General features: G+C 60.6%; 17 protein-coding genes. 13 read left to right on the top strand and 4 right to left on the bottom strand.

The genetic code is table 11. The annotated features are described in order from the left end of the window. Positions 1-144 precede the first annotated feature (144 nt). The 4 genes from D8U70_RS02290 to aceE all read right to left on the bottom strand — a co-directional run bounded on the left by D8U70_RS02290 (position 145) and on the right by aceE (position 9,394). A complete protein-coding gene (locus tag D8U70_RS02290; protein WP_130928221.1) occupies positions 145-2,841 on the bottom strand; it encodes a GGDEF and EAL domain-containing protein in 2,697 nt (898 codons plus the stop codon). Positions 2,842-3,095: 254 nt separating this feature from the next. Further along, positions 3,096-4,493: an alkaline phosphatase D family protein gene (locus tag D8U70_RS02285; RefSeq protein ID WP_130928220.1), complete on the bottom strand. Its 1,398-nt coding sequence runs from the start codon at positions 4,491-4,493 to the stop codon at positions 3,096-3,098. Positions 4,494-4,769: 276 nt separating this feature from the next. Next, positions 4,770-6,737 carry a dihydrolipoyllysine-residue acetyltransferase gene (gene aceF, locus D8U70_RS02280; protein ID WP_130928219.1) on the bottom strand — a complete coding sequence of 656 codons (1,968 nt, stop codon included), beginning with the start codon at positions 6,735-6,737 and terminating at the stop codon, positions 4,770-4,772. Positions 6,738-6,748: 11 nt separating this feature from the next. Further along, a complete protein-coding gene (aceE, locus tag D8U70_RS02275; RefSeq protein WP_024011316.1) occupies positions 6,749-9,394 on the bottom strand; it encodes a pyruvate dehydrogenase (acetyl-transferring), homodimeric type in 2,646 nt (881 codons plus the stop codon). A gap of 262 nt (positions 9,395-9,656) precedes the next feature. Between aceE and D8U70_RS28110 the strand changes: the two genes are divergently transcribed. The 13 genes from D8U70_RS28110 (at position 9,657) to D8U70_RS02210 (ending at position 24,453) form a co-directional block, all read left to right on the top strand. After that, the gene (locus tag D8U70_RS28110; protein WP_256584330.1) at positions 9,657-9,782 is read left to right on the top strand and encodes a hypothetical protein; all 126 of its coding nucleotides are present in this window, start codon (positions 9,657-9,659) and stop codon (positions 9,780-9,782) included. Beyond that, positions 9,779-12,718: a bifunctional [glutamate--ammonia ligase]-adenylyl-L-tyrosine phosphorylase/[glutamate--ammonia-ligase] adenylyltransferase gene (glnE, locus tag D8U70_RS02270; protein WP_130928218.1), complete on the top strand. Its 2,940-nt coding sequence runs from the start codon at positions 9,779-9,781 to the stop codon at positions 12,716-12,718. The genes D8U70_RS28110 and glnE overlap by 4 nt, the downstream gene beginning before the upstream one ends. Positions 12,719-13,044: 326 nt before the next feature. Then, on the top strand, positions 13,045-14,079 hold the full coding sequence (gene waaF, locus D8U70_RS02260; protein WP_130928217.1) for a lipopolysaccharide heptosyltransferase II: 1,035 nt from the start codon (positions 13,045-13,047) through the stop codon (positions 14,077-14,079). A gap of 1 nt (position 14,080) precedes the next feature. Continuing rightward, entirely contained in the window at positions 14,081-15,142 is a 1,062-nt protein-coding gene (gene rfaC / locus D8U70_RS02255) for a lipopolysaccharide heptosyltransferase RfaC (RefSeq protein ID WP_095180991.1), read from the top strand. After that, complete coding sequence (locus D8U70_RS02250) at positions 15,142-16,263, top strand: glycosyltransferase family 4 protein (protein WP_073471643.1); 1,122 nt, start codon at positions 15,142-15,144, stop codon at positions 16,261-16,263. The genes rfaC and D8U70_RS02250 overlap by 1 nt, the downstream gene beginning before the upstream one ends. Beyond that, positions 16,263-17,069: a lipopolysaccharide core heptose(I) kinase RfaP gene (gene rfaP / locus D8U70_RS02245; protein ID WP_073471644.1), complete on the top strand. Its 807-nt coding sequence runs from the start codon at positions 16,263-16,265 to the stop codon at positions 17,067-17,069. The genes D8U70_RS02250 and rfaP overlap by 1 nt, the downstream gene beginning before the upstream one ends. Beyond that, positions 17,069-17,803 carry a lipopolysaccharide kinase InaA family protein gene (locus D8U70_RS02240; RefSeq protein WP_130928216.1) on the top strand — a complete coding sequence of 245 codons (735 nt, stop codon included), beginning with the start codon at positions 17,069-17,071 and terminating at the stop codon, positions 17,801-17,803. The genes rfaP and D8U70_RS02240 overlap by 1 nt, the downstream gene beginning before the upstream one ends. Beyond that, positions 17,800-18,552 (top strand): lipopolysaccharide kinase InaA family protein, encoded by a 753-nt coding sequence (locus D8U70_RS02235; RefSeq protein ID WP_073471646.1) that lies wholly within the window; start codon positions 17,800-17,802, stop codon positions 18,550-18,552. Before D8U70_RS02240 ends, D8U70_RS02235 begins: the two co-directional genes overlap by 4 nt. Continuing rightward, complete coding sequence (locus D8U70_RS02230) at positions 18,552-20,003, top strand: lipopolysaccharide kinase InaA family protein (protein WP_073471647.1); 1,452 nt, start codon at positions 18,552-18,554, stop codon at positions 20,001-20,003. The genes D8U70_RS02235 and D8U70_RS02230 overlap by 1 nt, the downstream gene beginning before the upstream one ends. A gap of 174 nt (positions 20,004-20,177) precedes the next feature. After that, positions 20,178-20,513 (top strand): YceK/YidQ family lipoprotein, encoded by a 336-nt coding sequence (locus D8U70_RS02225; RefSeq protein WP_122705057.1) that lies wholly within the window; start codon positions 20,178-20,180, stop codon positions 20,511-20,513. Positions 20,514-20,685: 172 nt separating this feature from the next. Beyond that, positions 20,686-22,443: a carbamoyltransferase gene (locus D8U70_RS02220; RefSeq protein ID WP_130928215.1), complete on the top strand. Its 1,758-nt coding sequence runs from the start codon at positions 20,686-20,688 to the stop codon at positions 22,441-22,443. Next, the gene (locus D8U70_RS02215) at positions 22,427-23,557 is read left to right on the top strand and encodes a glycosyltransferase (RefSeq protein WP_130928214.1); all 1,131 of its coding nucleotides are present in this window, start codon (positions 22,427-22,429) and stop codon (positions 23,555-23,557) included. The genes D8U70_RS02220 and D8U70_RS02215 overlap by 17 nt, the downstream gene beginning before the upstream one ends. After that, positions 23,557-24,453, top strand: coding sequence for an antimicrobial resistance protein Mig-14 (locus D8U70_RS02210; protein ID WP_073471650.1), 897 nt, complete (start codon positions 23,557-23,559; stop codon positions 24,451-24,453). Before D8U70_RS02215 ends, D8U70_RS02210 begins: the two co-directional genes overlap by 1 nt. The last annotated feature ends 1 nt before the right edge of the window (position 24,454 follow it).

Genomic DNA, 24,454 nt, shown 5'->3' with positions numbered 1-24,454 from the left:
TGCCGAGTTAATCACTACCCAATGTAGGAGCTGCCGAAGGCTGCGATCTTTTGATTTTGCTTTTTAAAAACCAGATCAAAAGATCGCAGCCTTCGGCAGCTCCTACAGGGGGCGGCATGTTATGGCGAGAATGGGGTAGAGGCGTTAGAGACAGAGCGGCCCACGCGGATAGCGCTTGAGCGCTTTGATCAGTTCATCGCCCGGAATCGGTCGGTCGAACAGATAACCTTGGCCGACGTCGCAACGATGCCGGCGCAGGAACGCCAGTTGCTCGGCGGTTTCGATGCCTTCGGCGACGACCTTGAGTTTCAGGTTGTGGGCCATGGCGATCACGGCGGAGGTGATTTCCATGTCGTCCTGGTTGTCGGGGATTTCATGGATGAAGCTGCGATCGATCTTGATGATGTCGATCGGGAATTTCTTCAGATAGCTCAGCGACGAGTACCCGGTGCCGAAGTCGTCCATGGCCAGGGTCAGGCCCAGGCGTTTGAGCTGGTCGAGCTGCAAATGCGTGTCTTCGGTGGCTTCCAGCAACAAGCCTTCGGTCAGCTCGAGTTCGAGCAGATTGGCCGGCAGCGCTTCTTCCCTGAGGATGTTGGCGATCGAGGCGACCAGATCCGGATCGGAGAACTGTTTCGGTGACAGATTGATTGCCACTTGCAGGTTGCCCAGGCCGGCAGCGGTCAGGGATTTGCTCATGCGGCACGCCTGACGGGCGATCCATTTGCCGATCGGAATGATCAGGCCGGTTTCCTCGGCGACGCTGATGAACTGGTCCGGGCGAATCATGCCGCGTTCCGGATGGTTCCAGCGCAACAGCGCTTCCATCCCCAGCAGACGACCGCTGCGCAGGCACAGTTTCGGCTGGTAGAACACGTCCAGCTCGTTCTGCGTGAGGGCGCGGCGCAGGTTGTTCTCGACGAAAAGTTTGTAACTGGCTTCGGCGTTCAGCGCTTCAGTGAACACCTGCAACTGGTGTTTGCCGTTGGCCTTGGCCTTGTGCAGTGCCAGACCGGCGTTGCGCATCAGGGTTTGCGGGTCGCGCCCGTGTAGCGGCGCGCAGGCCAGGCCGACGGAGCCGGTGACGCTGATCAGCTGGTTGTCGACGAACATCGGCTTGTCGAGGGTCATCAGCAACTGACTGGCGATCTGCTGCCCGGCTTCAAGATCGGTGTCGTCGAGCAACACGGCGAACTCGTTACTGGCAAAACGCGCCAGGCTGCCACTCGGGCTGAGGCTGTTGCGCAGGCGCCGGGCGAGGCTGATCAACAGTTTGTCGCCGGTCTGGTGGCCGAGGCTGTCGTTGATCCGCTTGAAATTGTCGATGTCCACCAGCAATAGGCTGATCGGCGTGTCGCTGTCGCGGGCGAAGCGCTCATCGAGATTGCGGATGAATGCCGGACGGTTGCCGAGGTTGGTCAGGTTGTCGGTATAGGCCAGGCGCTCGATACGTTGCTGCGCGAGTTTGGTCTGGGTGATGTCTTCGTAGATGCCGATGTAATGCGTCAGCTCACGGTTATCGCCATAGACCTTGGAAATCGACAGCTGGCCCCAGTACGGTTCGAGGTTCTTGCGGCGGCTTTTGAATTCGCCCTGCCAGCTGTTGCTCTGGGCCAGCGCCGAGGGCGCGTCGAACAGCAGTTCGCTGAGGTTTTCCAGCGCCGGCAACTCCGACAGGCGCTGACCGTGGACTTCCTCGGTGGTGTACTGGGTGATCGCGGTGAAGCTCGGGTTGACGTACTCGACCACGCCGTCGCAGTTGACCAGCAAGAAGGCGTTGGCGCTTTGCTCGACCGCGCGCTGAAACAGGTGCAGGGCGCTGGTGGCAGTGCGGCGGTTGTGGTTGTTGATCACTTGTGCGAACTGGTCGGCCAGTTCGCCGGCAAAGGCGATTTCGTCGGACTGCCAGGCGCGGGTGACGCCGGTCTGTTCCAGGCACAACACGCCGACTACCTGGCCGTCGACGCGAATGCTGGCATCGAGCATGGCGTTGACGTCACGCGGACGCATCGCCTCGGCCATCTCGCGGGTGCGCGGGTCGTGCATGGCGTTGTGCGCATCGATGGCGCGGCTGCTGTGCAGCGCTTCCATGTAATCGGGGAAGCCGCTGATATCGATCGGCTCCGGCAGGATGTATTCCTGAGTTGCGCGGTGGTAGGCGGAGATCGGCAGCAAGCGCTGGCCTTCGAGGTTCCACAGGCTGGCGCAGTCGATCTCGTAGATATCGCAGGCGCAGCGGGTGATCAGTTCGGCGGCTTCCTGCAGCGAGTTGTGCGTGCTGTAGCGCTGGCGTGCGAGCAGCAGAATCAGATCCTGCTGGGCACGCACGCGTTCCAGATGCTGCAGTTGTTCCTGCTGGGCACGCTGGTTCAGCTCAAGGGCGATTTGCAGGCGCGAGTTCTGGGTTTCCAGGTCGACCGAAGGCAGCGCCTGGGTTTCGTCGAACACCTCGTCGACCGCCAGCAGGTAGCCGCGCAGCAAATGCCGGTTGTGCTGTTTGTAGGCTTCACCCAGCTCGAGCATGTTCAACGCGCCGGCGGCGGTGTGCAGGGTGTAGCGCACCACGTAATGTGCGCTTTTGCTTAGTTGCTGCTGGATCGCGTCATGCAGTTGATAGCGCGCTTCGGGCTCCATCAGGCTGGCGTAGGGCGAGCCGACCAGTGCGCAGAGCTCGACGGCCGGCTGGCCGAACTGGCGGTCGCAGTTGGGATCAAGGAACAGCATCGCCCAACTGGCTTCATTCAAGCGCTCGAAACGCAGCATGCCGAGCCGCGAGGGCACAGGCAACTGCGTCACTACCTCGGCCGCCATACGGCTGGCGGCATCGGGCTGGCTCTTCATGAAGGAAACTCGCTTGGAAATATGCTGAATGCGCCGGGCTCTCGCCCTCTTGTCTGTTGGCTGCGGCAAGGTTGCATCATTGCGGCACCGACTGACAAGAGAGATGAAGGCCAAGTGCTATAAGAATATGTCGGCTGCAGTGAACATTTCTCCAGTGCACAACTGAAATGAGCAGAAGATCGCAGCCTTGAACAACTCTTGCAGGCGCCACGTAGCCATATAGGAGCTGCCAAAGGCTGCGATCTTTTGGTGTTTCAACGCAATTTCATACTGATCGACTGCAACTTCTTGCCATCGCGGTCATGGTAATTGACCAATATCTGATCAGCCTCAACGACCACATGCGCAAAATTGTCCTGACTCACCACCGCACTGGTCAGCTCGTGCCGATAATCCCCGGCCGCTGTGCGCACCAGCGGTTGATCGAGGATGAACGTCGAGGCCTTGGCATACGGCAGCAATTTGCTGTTGTGCAACGGCGAGGACACGATGGTGTGCACCTCGAAATCGGCGTCCTCGCTGTGACTCAAGCGACTGGTCAGCGAGCCATGGACGTCGCCGGAGACGAACACCACGTTCTTGATCCGGTGAGTGCGGATGGTTTCCAGCAGACGCAGACGCTGCTCGGGAAAAGCTTTCCAGGCATCGTCACCGTTGAACTTGCGATCGGGATAGAACATCACGCTGGTCACCACGAACTTTACCCGTGCCGGGCTATGGATCAGCCATTGCAGCAGGGCCTGTTCCTGCTCGATGTCGAGAATGCGCCGGTCATCCTCAGACAAGTTGCGTCGGGTGCGGCTGTCGGTGACGAACCAGGCGATATCGCTGTCGCCAAACTGATACCAGTAATGCTTCAACGTATCCCGGTCTATCTGACCCTTCTCATTACATGCATAAACCGGGCTGTGGCTGGCTTGATAAAGTTCATAAGCGGCCATGGCGTTGCGATATAAGTCCTCGTCCGCTGCGGTGGCATTGGCGGGCCAGTTATCTTCTATTTCATGATCGTCGAGCATCATGTAAGTCGATGTATTAGACATCAATCGTTGAATATTCGGTTGCGAGAATGCCGTTCGATACTTCTTCAGAATGTCTTTGGCTTCGCGATCCGGTGCAATGATATTCAAATCATCTACATACACTTGATCGCCGGTCATGATCACTGCGCTGACGGGTAGATGACTGTTCTCGACAAGTTGATTGATCGAGCCAAAGATGCGATCGCCCAGTTGCGGCAACGAAGCGATGCCTGCGGTAATCCGCAGATAACGGCAAGATCCGACGATAAAGCCCCGGGGTTGGCTGGCTTGCGCGGTGCGGGTACGAAAGCGATAGAGCTGTCGCGGCCATTGCAGTGGAAACTCCACCACTGTGTCGATGGTGTGTACCGGATTCATCGGGCTTAACCAGCCGGCTTGATATTCGTATTCACAATCGGCGTCCAGATCCTGTAATACCAGTACGCCCGACATGTCGTTGGCTGAATGCAAAAGTGTAAATACGCTGTTGGACCATTTTTCCGTTCCTGCCTTGCGAACGCGAACTCCGGCAAATACGCGTTTTTTGTCCTGTTGTTCGCCGCGCATGAAAATGCGAACTTCGTTAGTTGTGGCGTGGCCCACGATGGGGCCGATAGTCGGTTTGAACATGATCGATTCCGTTCGAGATTTTAATAAGATGAATTAAATAAGCGGAGCGCATTGAAGCAACTTTCCTGAGCAGAGGTTAGTTGGCCGGCGGCAGAAAATATTGGCGTTAAGTGGACCAGACCTGTGGCCGATGTCAGCGCAGGTTGTAGGAAAGAGGCACGATCCGGTTTATTTCAGGCAAAAAAAAGCCCCGTCAATTGACGGGGTTGAGGTACGAGCGTGTGGCGCTCGAAAGGGTGCAGCAAGCGGCCCTCCGTCGCCGGAGGGCCGTTTGGGTTACAGCAGGATGGTGCGGATGTCGCCCAACAGGCTGCCCAGACGCTGAGTGAAGCGTGCAGCAGCAGCGCCGTTGATCACGCGGTGATCGTAGGACAGCGACAGTGGCAGCATCAGCTTCGGCTGGAAGGCTTTGCCGTCCCAGACTGGCTGGATGGTTGCCTTGGAAACACCGAGGATCGCCACTTCCGGCGCGTTGACGATCGGCGTGAAGCCGGTGCCGCCAATATGACCGAGGCTGGAAATGGTGAAGCAGGCGCCCTGCATCTCGTCCGAGGACAGCTTCTTGGTGCGGGCTTTTTCAGCCAGCGAAGCCGCTTCAGCAGCCAGTTGCAGCAGGCTCTTCTGATCGACGTTCTTGATCACCGGCACCAGCAGGCCATCCGGAGTGTCGACGGCGAAGCCGATGTTCACGTATTTCTTGCGGATGATCGCCTTGCCGCTTGGTGCCAGCGAACTGTTGAAGTCCGGCAGTTCCTTGAGCAGGTGCGCGCAGGTCTTGAGCAGCAGCGGCAGGATGGTCAGCTTGACGCCAGCCTTCTCGGCCACGGCTTTTTGCGCAACACGGAAGGCTTCCAGCTCGGTGATGTCCGCCGAGTCGAATTGCGTGACGTGTGGCACGTTCAGCCAGCTGCGGTGCAGGTTGGCAGCGCCGACCTGCATCAGGCGGGTCATCGGCACTTCTTCGATTTCGCCGAAACGGCTGAAATCGACCACCGGGATCGGCGGGATGCCTGCGCCACCGGTAGCGCCGCCAGCAGCGGCCGGTGCTTCCTTGGCCTTCTGCATCATCGCCTTGACGTAAACCTGCACGTCTTCCTTGAGGATGCGACCGTGCGGACCGCTGGCGCCAACGGCGCTCAGCTCGACGCCGAACTCACGAGCCAGTTGACGCACGGCAGGGCCGGCGTGAACTTTGGCGCCCGGTTTCGCTGGTGTAGCAGTCGGCGCTGCGGCTGCAGCGGCAGCAGGTGCAGCGGCAGCCGGAGCAGCAGCGGCAGGTGCCGGAGCGCTCGGTGCAGCAGCCGCAGCCGGGGCAGCAGCAGGGGCCGCGCCTTTGACTTTGAGCTTGAGGATCAGGTCGCCGGTACCGACTTCGTCATCCAGCTTGATCGAAACGCTTTCGACCACGCCAGCGGCAGGCGATGGAATTTCCATGCTCGCCTTGTCGGATTCCAGGGTGATCAGCGACTGGTCGGCTTCGACGGTATCGCCGGCCTTGACCAACACTTCGATGATCTTGGCTTTGCCAGCCGAGCCGATGTCCGGAACGTGGATGTCCTGAACGCTGTCGGCAACCGGTGCAGCCGGAGCAGCAGCCGGGGCTGGCGCAGCGGCAGCAGCAGGCGCAGCAGCCTGAGCCGGAGCGGCCGCAGCAGGGGCCGCAGCACCCGCCACTTCCAGATCCAGAATCAGATCGCCAGTGCCGACTTCGTCGTTGAGCTTGACGCTGATGGCTTTGACCACGCCAGCGGCAGGCGACGGGATTTCCATGCTGGCCTTGTCGGATTCCAGGGTGATCAGCGACTGATCAGCCTCGACGGTGTCGCCGACCTTGACCTGAATCTCGATGATCTGTGCCTTGCCCGACGAACCGATGTCCGGCACGTGCACTTGCTGTACCGAAGCGGCAGCAGGAGCAGCGGCAGGCGCGGCAGCAGCAGGTGCCGCAGCCGGTTTCTCTTCGGCTTTCGCAGCAGGAGCGGCGGCAGGTGCCGGGGCCGCTTCAGCGGCGCCCTCGACTTCCAGCTCGAGCAGTTCGTCGCCTTCTTTCAGACGGTCGCCCAGCTTCACTTTCAGGCTCTTGATGACGCCGGCTTTCGGGGCTGGCACTTCCATGCTGGCCTTGTCCGATTCCAGGGTCAGGATGCTCTGGTCGGCTTCGATGCGGTCGCCGACCTTCACAAACAGTTCAATTACTTCACCTTCACCGCTGCCGATGTCAGGTACGCGAATGAGTTCGCTCACAAAATGTCTCCTCAGCAGTCCAGTGGGTTGCGTTTTTCCGGGTCGATGCCGAACTTGGCGATGGCTTCGGCCACAACCTTAGGTTCGATATCACCACGGTCAGCCAGTGCTTCCAGGGCTGCCAACACCACGAAATGACGGTCGACTTCGAAGAAATGACGCAGTTTCTTGCGGCTGTCGCTGCGGCCGAAACCGTCGGTGCCCAGGACTTTGAATTCCTTGGACGGTACCCACTGACGGATCTGCTCGGCGAACAGCTTCATGTAGTCGGTAGAAGCAATGACCGGACCTTTACGGCCGTTCAGGCACTCTTCGACGTAGCTCAGCTTAGGCTTCTGGCCAGGCTTGAGACGGTTGCTGCGCTCTACGGCGAGGCCGTCGCGACGCAGTTCGTTGAAGCTGGTAACGCTCCACACGTCAGCGCCGATGTTGAACTCTTCACGCAGGATCTTCGCCGCTTCACGCACTTCACGCAGGATGGTGCCGGAGCCCATCAGCTGAACGTGGTGCGCCGCATCGCGGGTGTCTTCCTCGAGCAGGTACATGCCTTTCTTGATGCCTTCTTCGGCACCGGCCGGCATGGCTGGCTGCTGGTACGACTCGTTCATCACGGTGATGTAGTAGAAGATGTCCTGTTGCTCTTCGGTCATCTTCTTCATGCCGTCCTGAATGATCACCGCCAGCTCGTAGCCGTAGGTCGGATCGTAGGTGCGGCAGTTCGGGATAGTCGCGGCCAGCAAGTGGCTGTGACCGTCTTCGTGCTGCAGACCTTCACCGTTCAGGGTGGTACGGCCAGCGGTGCCGCCGATCAGGAAGCCACGGGTACGGCTGTCGCCAGCGGCCCAGGCCAGGTCGCCGATACGCTGGAAGCCGAACATCGAGTAGAAGATGTAGAACGGCAGCATTGGCTGGTTGTGGCTGGAGTACGAAGTACCGGCAGCGATGAACGAGCTCATGGCGCCTGCTTCGTTGATGCCTTCTTCAAGGATCTGACCTTTCTGGTCTTCCTTGTAGAACATCACCTGGTCTTTATCGACTGGCTCGTAGAGCTGGCCGACGGAGGAGTAGATGCCCAACTGACGGAACATGCCTTCCATACCGAAGGTACGGGCTTCGTCCGGGATGATCGGGACGATGCGCGGGCCGATTTCCTTGTCCTTGACCAGCTGCGCGAGGATCCGCACGAAAGCCATGGTGGTGGAAATTTCACGGTCGCCCGAGCCATCGAGGATGGCTTTCAGGGTGTCCAGATCCGGGGTCGGTACGCTGAAGCTCTGCGCGCGGCGCTGCGGCACGAAACCGCCCAGTGCGGCACGGCGCTCGGCGAGGTAGCGGGCTTCGGCGCTGTTTGGCTCTGGCTTGAAGAACGGCAGGTTCTCCAGCTCTTCGTCCTTGACCGGGATGTCGAAGCGGTCGCGGAACAGCTTCAGGCTGTCGACGTCGACTTTCTTGGTGTTGTGCGCAGTGTTTTTCGCTTCGCCGGCACCGGTGCCATAACCCTTGATGGTCTTGGCGAGGATGACGGTCGGTTGTTCCTTGTGGTTGACCGCTTCGTGGTACGCCGCGTAGACCTTGTACGGGTCGTGGCCGCCACGGTTGAGTTTCCAGATCTCGTCGTCGGACAGATCGGCAACCATTGCCTTGAGTTCAGGCGTGTTGAAGAAGTGCTCGCGAACGAACGCGCCGTCTTTGGCTTTGTAGTTCTGGTACTCGCCGTCGATGACTTCGTCCATGCGACGTTGCAGGATACCGTCGACGTCTTTGGCCAGCAGCGGGTCCCAGAAACGGCCCCAGATGACTTTGGTCACGTTCCACTGAGCGCCGCGGAACACGCCTTCGAGTTCCTGGATGATCTTGCCGTTGCCGCGAACCGGGCCGTCGAGGCGCTGCAGGTTGCAGTTGATGACGAAGATCAGGTTGTCCAGCTTCTCGCGGCCGGCCAGGGAGATCGCGCCCAGGGATTCCGGCTCGTCGCACTCGCCGTCGCCCAGGAAACACCAGACTTTCTGTTTGCCCGGCTGGATGAAACCGCGGTGCTCCAGGTACTTCATGAAGCGCGCCTGGTAGATCGCCTGGATCGGACCCAGACCCATCGATACGGTCGGGAACTGCCAGAAGTCAGGCATCAGCCAAGGGTGCGGATAGGACGACAGGCCTTGACCATCGACTTCCTGACGGAAGTTGTTCATCTGGTCTTCGGTGATGCGGCCTTCCATGAATGCGCGGGCGTAAACGCCTGGCGAGGTGTGGCCCTGGAAGTAGATCAGGTCGCCGCCGTGTTCGTCGGTCGGGGCCTGGAAGAAATAGTTGAAGCCGATGTCATACAGGGTCGCACTGGAAGCGAAGCTGGAGATGTGACCACCCAGGTCCGAATCTCTCAGGTTCGTGCGCATTACCATGGCCATCGCGTTCCAGCGTACCAGCGAGCGAATGCGGCGTTCCATGAACAGGTCGCCAGGCATGCGTGCTTCGTGGGTAACGGGGATCGTGTTGCGGTAAGGCGTGGTGATCGCGTAAGGGAGCTGCGAGCCGCTGCGGGTCGCGAGTTCGCCCATACGGGTCATCAGATAGTGAGCACGGTCTTCGCCTTCTTTGTCGAGAACCGATTCCAGGGCGTCCAGCCATTCCTGGGTTTCGACGGGATCGAGGTCTTGCATGGCTTGCTCCAGGGCGGAAAGGCTTCCAGAATCGGTTGCCTGAGTTTGCGACTGGCCTTGTGGGCAGACGATTTAAAATTCTTGGATTGCCGACAGGTTGTTCCGGCGGCGTGTAGTTTTACTACAAATCTTCCGGCATTTCAGCCTTTCGAATGTATAGACGAGTAGTAAAACTACAGATGAAAGGCTTGTGGCCTCCGACTGCGTTGTGAGAATAATCGTTAAGGCGGGTCGATTTCCATCCGAATAAGGTGAAAGTTTGATGCTGGATGCCAAAGAAGAAGAAATTTCAGCTATTTCTAACTTTTGTTCGACAGTCCTTCACGTAGCGGGTTTTCATCATTCACTACAAGCGGCCCTTATTACGCCGATCAAGGATAGACCATGACCCTGCCCGTGCTTGCCGAACTGCCCGCCATTCTCCTGCCGTTGGTCAGCCGATCCGAGCAGTCGTTCCGTACGTCCGTCGCCGCCCTTGAAGACGATCATGGGTTGTCGAACTGGTCGCCTGAACGCTGGGCGCAGTTCGCCCGCGTCAGCGCCGCCAGCGAATTTGTCATTGAACAGAGCATTCGTGACCCTTTGATGTTGTTGTCGCTGGTCGCGTCCGGCGAACTTGATCGAGCGTTTGCGCCCGGCGAGCTGTGCGCACAGATCGCCGCCGCCGTGAACAGCGCGCAGAGCGAAGACGAACTCGGCCGCGCCTTGCGCCGCCAGCGCGCACGCCATCAGGTGCGGATCATCTGGCGCGACCTGACCCGTCAGGCCGATCTGGTGCAGACCTGCCGCGACCTCTCGGACATGGCGGACGCCACCATCGATCAGGCTTATCAATGGCTGTACAGCCGTCATTGCGAGCAATTCGGCACGCCTACCGGGCGGCGCAGCGGTGAGCCGCAGCAGATGGTGATCCTCGGCATGGGCAAACTCGGCGCGGTCGAGCTGAATCTGTCTTCCGACATCGACCTGATCTTCGCCTACCCCGAAGGCGGCGAAACCGTCGGCGTGAAACGCTCGCTGGATAATCAGGAATTCTTCATCCGCCTCGGCCAGCGTCTGATCAAGGCGCTCGATCCGATGACCGTCGACGGCTTCGTCTTCCGCGTCGACATGCGCCTGCGTCCATACGGATCGTCTGGTGCGCTGGTGCTCAGCTTCAACGCGCTGGAGCAGTATTACCAGGATCAGGGCCGCGACTGGGAACGCTACGCGATGATCAAGGCGCGGGTGGTGGCTGGCGATCAGGTCGCCGGCGCGCAGTTGCTCGATATGCTGCGGCCGTTCGTTTATCGGCGCTATCTGGACTTCTCGGCGATCGAAGCGCTGCGCACCATGAAGCAGTTGATCCAGCAGGAAGTGCGGCGCAAGGGCATGGCCGACAACATCAAGCTCGGCTCCGGCGGCATCCGCGAGGTCGAGTTCATCGCTCAGGCCTTTCAGTTGATCCATGGTGGCCGCGATCTGAGCCTGCAACAGCGTCCTCTATTAAAGGTGTTGAGCACGCTTGAAGGGCAGGGCTATCTGCCGCCGGCGGTGGTCAGTGAGCTGCGCGAGGGTTACGAGTTTCTGCGTTACACCGAACATGCCATTCAAGCGATTGCCGACCGTCAGACGCAGATGCTGCCGGACAGCGCTCAGGATCAGGCGCGGATCGCCTTCATGCTGGGCTTCGCCGATTGGTCGGCGTTCCATGAACAACTGATGTACTGGCGCGGGCGCGTGGCCTGGCATTTCGCCCAGGTGATCGCCGATCCCGATGAGGAAGAGGGCAGCGAAAGCGAAGTGGCGGTCGGTGGTGAGTGGCTGCCGCTGTGGGAGGAAGAACAGGACGAGGAGGCCGCGTGCCGGCAGTTGCAGGAGGGCGGTTTCGTCGATGCCGGCAAAGCGCTGAAGGCGCTGGCAGGTTTGCGCGGCAGTCCGCAACTGCGCGCGATGCAGCGGTTGGGACGTGAACGTCTGGATGCCTTTATTCCGCGACTGCTCGCGCAAGCGGTGGAGCATGACAATCCCGATCTGGTGCTCGAGCGCGTGCTGCCACTGGTGGAAGCGGTGGCGCGGCGTTCGGCGTATCTGGTGTTGCTCACGGAAAACCCCGGCGCGCTGCGCCGCCTGCTGACTTTGTGTGCGGCGAGCCCGTGGATTGCCGAGCAGATCACGCGCTTCCCGCTGCTGCTCGACGAATTGCTCAACGAGGGTCGGCTGTTCAAGCCGCCGCTGGCGCCGGAACTGGCGGCCGAGTTGCGCGAACGCCTGACGCGAATTCCCGAGGACGACCTCGAGCAGCAAATGGAAGCCCTGCGCCATTTCAAACTGGCGCACCGCTTGCGCGTCGCCGCCTCGGAAATCGCCGGCAGTCTGCCGTTGATGAAAGTCAGCGATTACCTGACCTGGCTGGCCGAGGCGATTCTTGAACAAGTGCTGGCCCTGGCCTGGCGGCAGACCGTGGCCAAGTACGGCACGCCGCTGCGCACCGACGGTACGCTGTGCGATCCCGGCTTCATCATTGTCGGTTATGGCAAAGTCGGCGGTATCGAATTGGGGCATGGTTCCGATCTGGATCTGGTGTTCATCCATGACGGCGATCCGCAGGCGGAAACCGACGGGCCGAAATCCATCGACGGCGCGCAGTTCTTCACGCGCCTGGGGCAGCGGATCATTCACCTGCTCACAGCGCAGACCAACTCCGGTCAGCTGTATGAAGTGGATATGCGCCTGCGGCCGTCCGGCGCTTCCGGGCTGTTGGTGAGCTCCCTCGGCGCATTCGCGCGCTATCAGGAAAACGAAGCCTGGACGTGGGAGCATCAGGCCTTGGTGCGCGCGCGGGTGCTGGTGGGCAGCCAGGATGTTGGCCAGGCTTTTGAAAAAGTCCGCGCGCAGGTGTTGGGCAAACCACGGGATCTGGCCAAACTGCAACAGGAAGTCAGCGAGATGCGCGCGAAGATGCGCGACAACCTCGGCACCCGCAGCACCGCAGCCGGCACGGCGGCGAATGCGTTCGACGCGGCCGTGCCGTTCGACCTCAAGCAGGACGCCGGAGGTATCGTCGATATTGAATTTATGGTGCAATACGCGGCCCTTGCGTGGTCGCACAGCCATCCACCGCTGCTGCGCTGGACCGATAACATCCGCATTCTGGAAGAGCTGGAACACGAACGGCTGATGCCCGCCGAAGATGCCAGTCTGTTGCGTGAGGCCTACAAGGCCTACCGCTCCGCCGCCCACCGGCAGGCCTTGCAGAAGGACGCCGGGGTGATACCGGGCGACCAGTTTGCCGACGAACGCCGGCAGGTTTTGCGGATATGGCAAGAGATGGGGCTAAGCTGAAAGCGGTTTATGCAGCACCCAATACCCTGTGGGAGCGAGCTTGCTCGCGAAGGCGGAGTGTCAGACGACACCGATGTCGGATGTGATGGCCCCTTCGCGAGCAAGCTCGCTCCCACAGTGATCTGCGCTGAAATGCAGATGTTGAAACAGATGCAAAACCCTGTGGGAGCTGGCTTGCCAGCGATAGCGGAGTATCAAACGACAATAATGTTGAATGTGAAGACCCCATCGCGGGCAAGCCCGCTCCCACAGTAGATCTACAGTGTTTGTAGAATTATCGAGGCGGGGAGGCGTAAATGCCTCCCCGGTTCGTTTTTGGAAACCACATGAATATTCTGATCGTTGGGCCCAGTTGGGTCGGTGACATGGTGATGGCGCAGACACTGTTTCAGTGTCTCAAACAGCGCCACCCGCAATGCGCAATCGACGTGCTGGCGCCCGAGTGGAGCCGGCCGATCCTCGAGCGCATGCCCGAAGTGCGCAAGGCCTTGAGCTTCCCGCTCGGCCACGGCGCGCTGGAACTGGCGACGCGCCGACGCATCGGCAAGTCCCTGCGCGGTCAGTACGATCAGGCGATCCTGCTGCCCAACTCGCTGAAATCGGCACTGGTGCCGTTTTTTGCCGGCATCCCGAAACGCACTGGCTGGCGTGGCGAGTTCCGCTATGGCCTGCTCAACGACGTGCGCACTCTCGACAAAGAACGCTACCCGCTGATGATCGAGCGTTTCATGGCGCTGGCCTATGAAGCGAACGCCGAGCTGCCGAAGCCGTACCCGCGCCCGAGTCTGCAAATCGACCCGGTGACCCGCGAAGCGGCACTGGCCAAATTCGGCCTGACTCTCGATCGCCCGGTCCTGGCTTTGTGCCCCGGCGCCGAGTTCGGCGAATCCAAGCGCTGGCCGTCCGAGCACTACGCCAAGGTCGCCGAAGCGCGCATCCGCGAAGGCTGGCAGGTGTGGCTGTTCGGCTCGAAAAACGATCACGCGGTCGGCGAAGACATCCGCGCCCGGCTGATCCCGGGCCTGCGCGAAGAATCGGTCAACCTCAGCGGCGGCACCTCGCTGGCCGAGGCCATCGACCTGCTGTCCTGTGCTGATTCGGTTGTATCCAACGATTCCGGCCTGATGCACGTCGCTGCGGCATTGAATCGTCCGCTGGTCGCGGTGTACGGCTCGACCTCGCCGGGCTTCACCCCGCCGCTGGCCGAGCAGGTCGAGATCGTGCGCCTGGGCATCGAATGCAGCCCGTGCTTTGATCGAACTTGCCGGTTCGGCCATTACAACTGCCTGCGTCAGCTGATGCCGGACGCGGTCAACGATGCCTTGCAGAAGTTGCAGGGCTCCGTGGTCGAGGTTCAATAACTTGCGGGTATTGCTGATCAAGACTTCATCGCTGGGCGACGTGATTCACGCGTTGCCGGCGCTGACCGACGCCGCACGGGCGATCCCGGGCATCAAGTTCGACTGGGTGGTGGAAGAGGGCTTCGCCGAGATCCCGAGCTGGCATCCGGCGGTCGATAAAGTGATTCCGGTGGCGATCCGCCGCTGGCGCAAGAATCTGTGGAAAACCATCACCAGCGGCGAGTGGAAACGCTTCAAGCAAAGCGTGCGCGCCAATAAATACGATCTGGTGATCGACGCTCAAGGCCTGCTGAAAAGTGCCTGGCTGACCCGCTACGTCAAAGCCCCGGTGGCCGGCCTCGATAAAACTTCCGCGCGCGAGCCGATGGCTGCGCGCTTCTACGATCGTAAACTCGCTGTCGCCCGAGGCCAGCACGCCGTCGAGCGCGTACGCCAGTTATTCGCCATCGCTCTGGGTTACGACTTGCCCAAAGGCCTCGGCGATTACGGCCTCAACGTCGAGCGACTGGTCGAGTTGCCACGCAAGAACGCTTACGTGGTGTTCCTCCACGGCACCACTTGGGATACCAAGCACTGGCCGGAAATCTACTGGCGCGAGCTGACCGAGCGGGTCGGCTACCTCGGCGTTGGCGTGAAGCTGCCGTGGGGCAACCCGCAGGAAAAGGCCCGCGCCGAACGCATCGCTGCCGGCTTCAAACACGCCGAAGTGCTGCCGAAGCTCAATCTGGCCGGCGTCGGCAAAGTCCTCGCCGGCGCGCAAGCCTGCGTGGCGGTGGACACCGGGCTCGGCCATCTGGCCGCTGCGCTGGATGTACCGACGATTTCGTTGTTCGGCCCGACCAACCCGGGCCTCACCGGCGCCTACGGCAAGCTGCAGATTCATCTGGCCAGCGACTTCCCGTGCGCGCCCTGCATGCAGAAAAAATGTACCTATCAACCGACCGCGCAGGATGCCCGTCAGTTTGACCTGAAACGCGAGCAGCCTTTGTGCTTCACGCGTGTGAACCCCGAGCGTGTCGCCAGCCGACTGAGCACGTTGTTAATGGCTGAGGAGCTGCGCTGATGCAATTGGCATTTGTCCTGTACAAATATTTCCCGTTCGGCGGCTTGCAGCGCGACTTCATGCGCATCGCCCTCGAATGCCAGAAGCGCGGCCATCAGATTCGCGTCTACACGCTGATCTGGGAAGGCGACGTGCCGCCGGGTTTCGAAGTGCTGGTGGCGCCGGTTAAAGCGTTCTTCAATCACCGTCGCAACGAAAAGCTCAGCGCGTGGATGGCCGCGGATCTGGCCAAGCGTCCGGTCGATCGCCTGATCGGCTTCAACAAGATGCCGGGTCTGGACGTCTACTACGCCGCCGACGGCTGCTTTGAAGACAAGGCGCAGAACCTGCGCAACTCGTTGTATCGCCGCTGGGGTCGCTATCGCCACTTCGCCGAGTACGAGCGCGCGGTGTTCGCCAAGGACGCGAAGACCGAAGTGCTGATGATTTCCGAAGTGCAGCAACCACTGTTCATCAAGTACTACGACACGCCGCTCGAGCGCTTCCACCTGCTGCCGCCGGGCATTGCCCAGGATCGTCGGCGTCCGGCGAATGCCGATGAGATCCGCGCCGGTTTCCGCGCTGAATTCAATCTCAAGGACGACGAGTTGCTGCTGGTGCAGATCGGCTCCGGCTTCAAGACCAAGGGTGTCGATCGCAGCCTCAAGGCGCTGGCCGCGCTGCCGGCCGAGTTGAGAAAACGCACTCGGCTGTTTGTAATCGGCCAGGATGACCCCAAATTGTTCCAGATGCAGAGTGCGACGCTGGGCCTGGGCGACAATGTGACCTTCCTCAAAGGGCGCAGCGATATCCCGCGTTTCCTGCTCGGTGCCGACCTGTTGATTCACCCGGCCTACAACGAAAACACTGGCACCGTGCTGCTTGAAGCGCTGGTGGCCGGTTTGCCGGTGTTGGTCAGCGCGGTCTGCGGTTACGCCCATTACATTGCCGAGGCCGATGCCGGGCGCGTGCTCGACGAGCCGTTCGAGCAGGCGCAGCTGACGCAATACCTGACCGAGATGTTGAGCAACGACGCTGCACGTGCGGCCTGGAGCCGCAACGGTCTGGCCTTCGCCGAGACGGCCGACCTCTACAGCATGCCGCAGCACGCGGCGGATGTGATTCTGGCGGAGCACGCTTAATGAAGTTGATGCTGGCTGAACCGTTCAAAAGCCTTTGGGCGGGACGCGACCCGTTCGCCGAAGTCGAAGGCTTGCAGGGCGAGGTGTACCGCGAGCTGGAAGCGCGCCGGACATTGCGCACGGAAGTCGACGGCAACGGGTTTTTTGTGAAAATTCACCGTGGTATCGGCTGGGGCGAAATCTTCAAGAATCTGCTGACCGCCAAGCTGCCGGTGCTCGGCGCGGGTCAGGAGTGGAAAGCCATTCAGCGTCTGCAGGAAGCCGGCGTGCCGACCATGACCGCCGTCGCCTACGGCGAGAAGGGCAGCAACCCGGCGGATCAGCATTCGTTCATCGTCACCGAAGAGCTGGCGCCGACAATCAGCCTCGAAGACTTCAGCATTGACTGGGTCAAGCAGCCGCCGCAGCCAACACTCAAGCGCGCATTGATTGCCGAAGTCGCGCGGATGACCGGGATGATGCACCGCGCCGGGGTCAATCACCGCGACTGCTACATTTGCCATTTTCTGCTGCACACCGACAAACCGGTCACGCCGCAGGATTTCAAACTCTCGGTGATTGACCTGCACCGTGCCCAAACCCGCGCGAAAATCACTCAGCGCTGGCGCAACAAGGATCTGGCGGCGCTGTACTTCTCCGCGCTGGACATCGGCCTGACCCGCCGCGACAAACTGCGTTTCCTCAAGGGCTACTTCCAGCAACCGCTGCGGCAGATTCTGGCAGAAGAGGCGCCACTGCTGAGCTGGCTGCAAGGCAAGGCCGACAAGCTCTACGCGCGCAAACAGCGTTACGGGGATGCGCTCTGATGGCGGGCTGGACACTGGAGCCGCAGTACAGCGACCTCGCCGAAGATTTCGGCAGCCTCGAAGCTGTGTTTGCCTTGCAGGGCGAACGCCTGACCCGCGATCCGCTGTCGGAAGTCGTTCGGGTGCAGCGCGAAGGGGTCAATTACTACGTCAAACGCTACGTCGGCGCCGGTAAGGGCCTGCGCCGTTACCTCGGCAAGCCGCGGGTAAAAATGGAATGGCAGAACCTCAAGCGCTTCGCCAAGTGGGGCATCCCCACGGCCGAGGTGGTGGCCTGGGGTCTGGAGCGGCGGGGCGCGGCCTACGATCGGGGTGCGATGATCACCCGTGAGCTGCCCAATACCGAAGACCTTTCGGCGCTCGCCGAGCGCAAGGATCCCAGGCTCAAGGATCGCGCCTGGGTCGACGGTGTCAGCCGGCAACTGGCTGGCTACACCCGGACCATGCACGACCATCGGTTTACGCATAACGATTTGAAATGGCGCAACCTGCTGATCGACGATCAGGCGCGCATTTTCCTCATCGACTGCCCCAACGGCGAATTCTGGCGTGGCTTCTGGCTCAAGTACCGGATCACCAAGGACCTCGCCTGTCTCGACAAACTGGCCAAATATCACCTGTCCAACACCCAGCGCCTGCGCTTCTACAAGCAGTATCGCCAGTGTGATCGGCTCGATGTCGCCGACAAGAAACGGATTCGCCACGTGGTGAGATTTTTTGAGGGGCGCGAATGACTGATTTTCTTGCCGAACAGGACCGCGCACTGCTGGAGCGCCACGGTCTCGGCAATTTCGACGCACTGTGGGCAAAACAGCTTGAAGCTGTGGATGAGCCCAACACTGCCGGTGGCGGCTGGAGCAGCGTGTTCCGCCTGGATCTTGAAGGCCAGGGCTATTACCTCAAGCGACAGAGCAATTACCTGACGCGGACCTTGCAGGCGCCGTTTGGCGAACCGAGCTTTGCCCGCGAATTTCGCAACATCAGCCGTTATCGCAAGTTGGGCATACCGGCATTGCAGGCGGCATTTTTCGGTGAGCGCAAGGTCGCCGGGGAAGTGCGCGCCATTCTGCTCACCCGCGCCCTGGATGGCTGGAGCGACCTGGATTCGTTGCTGGCGCGCTGGACGCAGCTCAGTGCCGCGCAGCATTCGGCCGTTCTCACCGCTTGCGGGCTGTTGGCGCGGCGGCTGCACGGCGCGCGTCAGGTGCATGGCTGTTTCTATCCCAAACATATTTTCCTGCGCGCCACCGGCGACGGCTATGAGGCGCAACTGATCGATCTGGAGAAAACCCGGCCGCTGCTGTTCGGCATGCGTGATCGGGTCAAGGATCTGGAACCGTTGCAACGTCGCGCGCCGCAGTGGAGCGAGGCCGACTTGCGCCAATTGCTTGCGGCTTATCTCGACCAGCCGACTGACAGCTCGTTGCTCGACAGCTGGCTGACCCGACTGACAGCGCGGCGCAGCCACAAGGAGACCCGTTGATGCAATTGTCTGAGCTGGCCCGCTCCGGGCGCGCACCCACACTGCCGCTGACCGTGACCCTGGCGGACGCTGCCGGCGCGGCAGATTTGCAGTTGCTGAGTCTGCTGCGGGTGTTGCCCGGGCAGCGTTACGTTGGCGCAGGTGTCTGGCGCGGTCGGCCGGTGCTGGCCAAGTTATTGGTCGGCAGCAAAGCTGCGCGGCATTTTCAGCGTGAGCTGCAAGGCGTGCGCTTGCTCGCTGCGCAGGGTATGACCACGCCGCTGTTATTGGCCGATGGGCTGAAGGACGGCGAGGGTGGCTGGCTGCTGTTCGAATTTCTCGAGGGTTCCGAGAGCCTCGGTGATGCCTGGGCCGAGGTCGAGTCTCTGCCGGCGCTGGCCGATGAGCAGACCGCTGTTCTGGCCGAAGCACTGGATGCTATCGGTCGGCTGCACGGCAAAGGGCTCTGGCAGGAAGACTTGCATCTGGACAATCTGCTGCGCCACGGCGGTCAGTTGTACCTGATCGATGGCGCCGGCGTTCGTGCGGAAACGGCGGGGCAGCCCTTGTCCCGGCAGAAAGTGCTGGAAAATCTCGGCGTGTTTTTCGCCCAGTTGCCAAAATCACTCGAACCGTTCACCGAAGAACTGCTGGTGTATTACCTGCTGAGCAACAGCGAGCATGCGTTGCCGCTGGAGGCGTTGCAAAAACAGATCGACAAGGTGCGCAACTGGCGACTCAGGGATTACCTGATCAAGGTTGGCCGCGACTGCACGTTGTTCGCCGTGCAGCGCGGCGCATTTGCCCTGCGCGCCGTTCGCCGTGAAGAAGAAGCGGTCATGCTGCCGGTGCTTGAGCAGGCTGACGCCTTGCTTGATCAGGGGCACCTGTACAAGACCGGCGGCGCGGCCAGCGTCGGCAAAGTCGAGATAGCCGGGCGGGCTCTGGTTATCAAGCGCTACAACATCAAGAATTTCGCCCATTGGCTCAAACGCTTCTGGCGCCCGAGTCGGGCCTGGCATTCCTGGCGTGAGGGCAATCGCCTGGCGTTCCTTGGCATCGCCACGCCGAAACCGCTGGCGGTACTGGAGAAGCGCTTCTTGTGGCTGCGCCGCAGTGCCTATCTGGTCACCGAATACCTGCCCGGGCCGGACATTATCGAGCGCTTTGCGCCGTACGTGGAAAATGGCCAGGCGCCGGAAGCCGAGTTGCTGGCGCTTGATCAACTGTTTGCCCGATTGATCGCCGAGCGCATCAGTCATGGCGACTTCAAAGGCCACAACCTGTTCTGGCAGACGGATCGCTGGGCGCTGATCGATCTCGACTCGATGTGTCAGCACGTCTCGGTTGGCAGTTTCGCCCCGGCCTACGCCCGCGATCGCGCGCGGTTCATGCGCAACTGGCCTGAAAGCAGCGCGTTGTACCAAGTCATTGATCAGCGGTTGCCGAAAGAAGTCTCAAGCGCAGGGTGATTCCTTCTCACAAGCAGACTCGTTCTTGCAAAGGACCCGGTCCACTGCGAAACGGAGTCTGTGGGCAGTAACGGACAAAATACAGCGATCTGTCCTACAACTTCTCCAGAAGCCATGAACTGTGCCCTGCTCGGGCTCGATGCTAATTTGCCTGACGATCTCGGAGGGCGAATCTTGAGCATGAAAAAAATTCTGATGCTGGGCGTAATTTCTGTGGTGCTCTCAGGCTGTGGCAGTGTCTCGACCGTTTTACAGGGCGACGCCGATGCTGCCCGTGACCTGCGCAAAAAGAAGACCTATTGCCAATCGATTCCGCGCATCTACAGTGGTCTGGCCTTCGATTTTTGCACTTTGAATGCGCCGCCCGATCCTACGGGTATGCTGGCGCCGTTTGTTTTGTTCGATCTTCCGCTGTCCGCCGTGTTCGATACGCTTTCGCTGCCTTACACGGTATATCGGCAGATTACCGATTCAAATCTGAGTATTTACTGGCGCAAAGACGGCTATTGAGTCGTTGAACCTGTTGATTCGGACCAATCGTGCAGGTGGCAATTCGCACAAGGTAATTCCCGTCATGTTTACGCTATAATCCCGCCCTTTAGCTGCCACTCGCCCTGTGCGAGGGCACATCAATTTTCAAGGCGCATCGCGCCTGCATGCAGACTAAAGAGGCTAGACCCCTGTGGCATTGACGATTCTTGGCCTGTCCGGCGCCCTTAGCCATGATCCCTCCGCAGCCTTGTACATCGACGGCAAGCTGGTCGCGGCGGCTGAGGAAGAGCGCTTCGTACGCGATAAACATGCAAAGAACCGCATGCCCTACGAATCGGCGAAATTCTGCCTCGAGCAAGCCGGCATCAAACCTTCCGACGTTGATGTGGTGGCGATTCCTTTCGCTCCGATCAGCCTGTTCGGCAAGGCCCGCTGGCACTACGCCAAGCGCTACTGGTACGCCCCGGATCGTGCTCTCGATGCGATCCTGATGGGCAACCGTCGCTACAAGCGCTATCGCAACAAGATCGTCTGGTGCCTCGAGCAACTGGGCTTCGATCCGAAGAAAATCAAGATCGAGCCGGTCGAGCATCACCTGGCACACGCCTCCAGTGCTTATCACTGCTCCGGTTTCAAGGAAAAAACCGCAATCCTCGGCATCGACGGTAAAGGCGAATACGCCACGACCTTCTTCGGTTACGGCGAAAACGGCAAGATCCACAAGATCAAGGAATTCTTCGACCCGGATTCCCTCGGTGGTCTGTACGGTGCGATCACTGAATTCCTCGGTTTCGAGATGCTCGACGGCGAGTTCAAGGTCATGGGCATGGCGCCATATGGCGATGCCAGCAAGTACGATTTCTCGCGTCTGGCCTCGTTCGAAAATGGCGAGCTGGTGATCAACACCGACTACGCCAACGTGATCGGCCTGCGTCGCTATAAAGAGAAGGGCAAGGGTTTCTACTTCTCGCCGAAGCTGATCGAGTGGCTGGGTCCGAAGCGCGAAGGCGACATCGCTGATGAGCCTTACATCCACTACGCCGCGAGCATGCAAGCGCTGTTCGAGAAGCTGGCGTTGCAGATGATCGACTACTACCTGGGCGACGTGCTCAAGGAAACCGGCAAACTGGCTTTCGCCGGTGGCTGTGCGTTGAACGTCAAGCTGAACCAGAAAATCATTGCCCGCGACGACATCAAAGAGCTGTTCGTACAGCCTGCGTCCGGCGATGCCGGCACCGCAGTCGGCGCTGCCGCTTACGTGTCGCACGCCCGTGGCGTACCGGTCGAGAAGATGGAGCACGTCTACCTCGGCCCGTCCTACAGCAACGAAGACGTTATCGCCGCCTGCGCCCGTCACGAGAACAAGCCGGCCTGGCGCAAGCTCGACAACATGCCCGAGCAGATCGCCAAAATCATGGTCGATGGCAACCCGGTAGCCTGGTTCCAAGGCCGCATGGAGTTCGGTCCGCGCGCGTTGGGTGGTCGTTCGATCATCGGTTGCCCGAGCGTGGCCGGTGTCGCCGACCGCATCAACCATCAGATCAAGTTCCGCGAGCGCTGGAGGCCTTTCTGCCCGTCGATGCTCGACACCGTCGCGCCGCAGATGATCAAGATCGACCACCCGGCACCATTCATGACTTTCACCTTCGAAGTCGCCGAAGAATGGAAAACCCGCGTGCCGGAAGTTGTCCATGAAGACGGTACTTCCCGGGCCCAAGTGCTCAAGCGCGAATACAACCCGCGCTACTACGACATGATGAAGGCGCTGGAAAACCTCACCGGTAACGGCGTGTCGCTGAACACTTCGCTCAACCGTCGTGGCGAGCCGATGATCTGCTCGCCGACCGACGCGCTGAACATGTTTTTCGGCTCTGACCTGCAATATCTGATCATGGAAGACATTCTGGTGGTCAAAGAGGGCGCGAACGCTTATGACTCGCTCGGCTGAACGCCATGTGCTGCAGTTCTGTCACGGCTATGACGGGCCGTTCCTGGACTGCGCACGGCAGTACGCCAGCCTGTTCGCCGGCACCGGCTATCGGGTGACCACGGTGTTTCTCACCGGGGCCGCCGATAGCGAGGTGGCCGCAGCGTGCGCTTCCGATGAAGTGTTGTTCATGGAGTACAGTTCCAAGGCCATTCGGGGCCTGAAACTGGGGGCTATCGGCGATCTGCGCAAGATCGTCGCCTCACGCAATTTCAGTCTTTGCATCGCCCATCGCTTCAAGCCGATCTATATCGCCTTGCTCGGCACATCGCTGCCAGTGATTGGTGTGCACCACGCATTCGGCGATTACCAGCGTGGCACGCGCAAGCTCTTCGCACATATTTTCCGCAAGCGCCTGTGCCTGCTCGGAGTGTCGGATGCGGTGCGCGACGACATGCGGCGCTGCCTGCCGAAATGGCCGGCAAGCCGAATCCAGACGTTGTACAACCGCATCGATGTGCCTGCACTGCAAGCCCGTCAGGTACCTTCCGAAGAAGCGCGGCAGATCCTCGGGCTGTCGCCGCATGCCTGGATCGTCGGCAACGTCGGCCGCCTGCACCCGGACAAGGATCAGGCCACGTTGCTGCGCGGGTTTGCCCAGGCGCTGCCAGGCCTGCCGGACAACAGTCAGCTGGCCATTCTCGGCAGCGGTCGTCTGGAGCAGGATCTCAAGGCGCTGGCGCGCGAGCTGGGGATTGCCGATCGAGTGCTGTTTCTCGGTCAGGTGCCTGATGCGCGCAACTACTTTCGCGCCTTCGATGTATTTGCCCTGAGCTCCGATCACGAGCCGTTCGGCATGGTGCTGCTGGAGGCCATGGCCGCCGGCTTACCGTTGCTGGCCACCGCGTGCGGCGGGGCGAAGGAAGTGGTGGAGGGGGTGGGCATTCTGTTTCCACTCGGCGATGCCGAACATCTGGCTCAAGGGCTGCAACACCTGGCCGCGATGGATGAGCCGCAGCGTCGTCAATGTGCACAGATGATGCTCGAGCGACTGCATGAGCATTTCTCCGACCGTGCAGTGCGCGAGACCTTCTGGCGCCTGCCGCCAGTTACCGATCTGGCAACGAGGGGCTGATGCTCAACCGATTTCAAGGCTGGCGCGAACGTGGCTGGTCGCCCGTTGACGCCTCGACCTACGCCACTGCCTGGCAACGTTATGGCGGCAGTGTCGCGACGCATCCGCTGGTCATCGAGCGCCTGGCGGACCTGGCCGGGATCCCGGTGCGTTATCTGGCCTGGCAGCCGCAGGGCGAGGTTAAAGCCGCCATCGCTACCTGGGGGCGCGACCTGGCTCTGTCCAAGGACGTGCTCAAACGCAACGGCAAGAAAGGCCTGTTCGACCTCGGCAATGCCGAGCTGATTCTGCCTGCCGCCGTCGATGCTCAGGCACCGCTGCGTCATCGGGCGCGCTATTTGTCGGCGCTCAACGAAAGCCGTTTCAGTGGCCTGAAGTTGCAGGCAGAACAGCTGGCTATGGCCCGCACGCCGGAAGAATTGTCGAAAAAATTCCGCTATAACCAGCGTCGCGAATTGCGCCTGCTGGAAGAAGCGGGCGGTGTGGTGCGAGCGGTCAGCGAGTTCTCCAGCGTCGAGCTGGCCGCGATGTATTGCGATCTGTTCCAGCGCCGCTGGGGTTTTCCGGCCACCGGCGCGGCGCGCATGGCCGAGGTCATCGAGTTGCTGCGCGAGCTGTTGATCGGCTCGGTCATTTTCCTCAACGATGCGCCGATTGCGATTCAACTGGTCTACCGCGTCGAGGCGCCGGAATGGATCAGTGTCGAATATGTGAATGGCGGCGTGGATCCCGAAACCCGCGAGTTCAGCCCCGGCAGCGTGCTGAGCTTTCTCAATACGCAAAGCGCTTGGGAACACGCACGGGCACTCGGCAAGCCGCTGCGTTTTTCATTCGGGCGCGCTGACCGTGAGTACAAGGACCGCTGGTGCAACCCTGTGCCGGTGTTCACCGTATGAG

The organism is Pseudomonas sp. Sample_20 (assembly GCF_004307585.1).
GTDB classification, from domain to species: Bacteria; Pseudomonadota; Gammaproteobacteria; order Pseudomonadales; family Pseudomonadaceae; genus Aquipseudomonas; species Aquipseudomonas atacamensis.
Note: the sequence above shows the minus strand (reverse complement) of the source record. Positions and strands in the feature narration are given on the sequence as shown.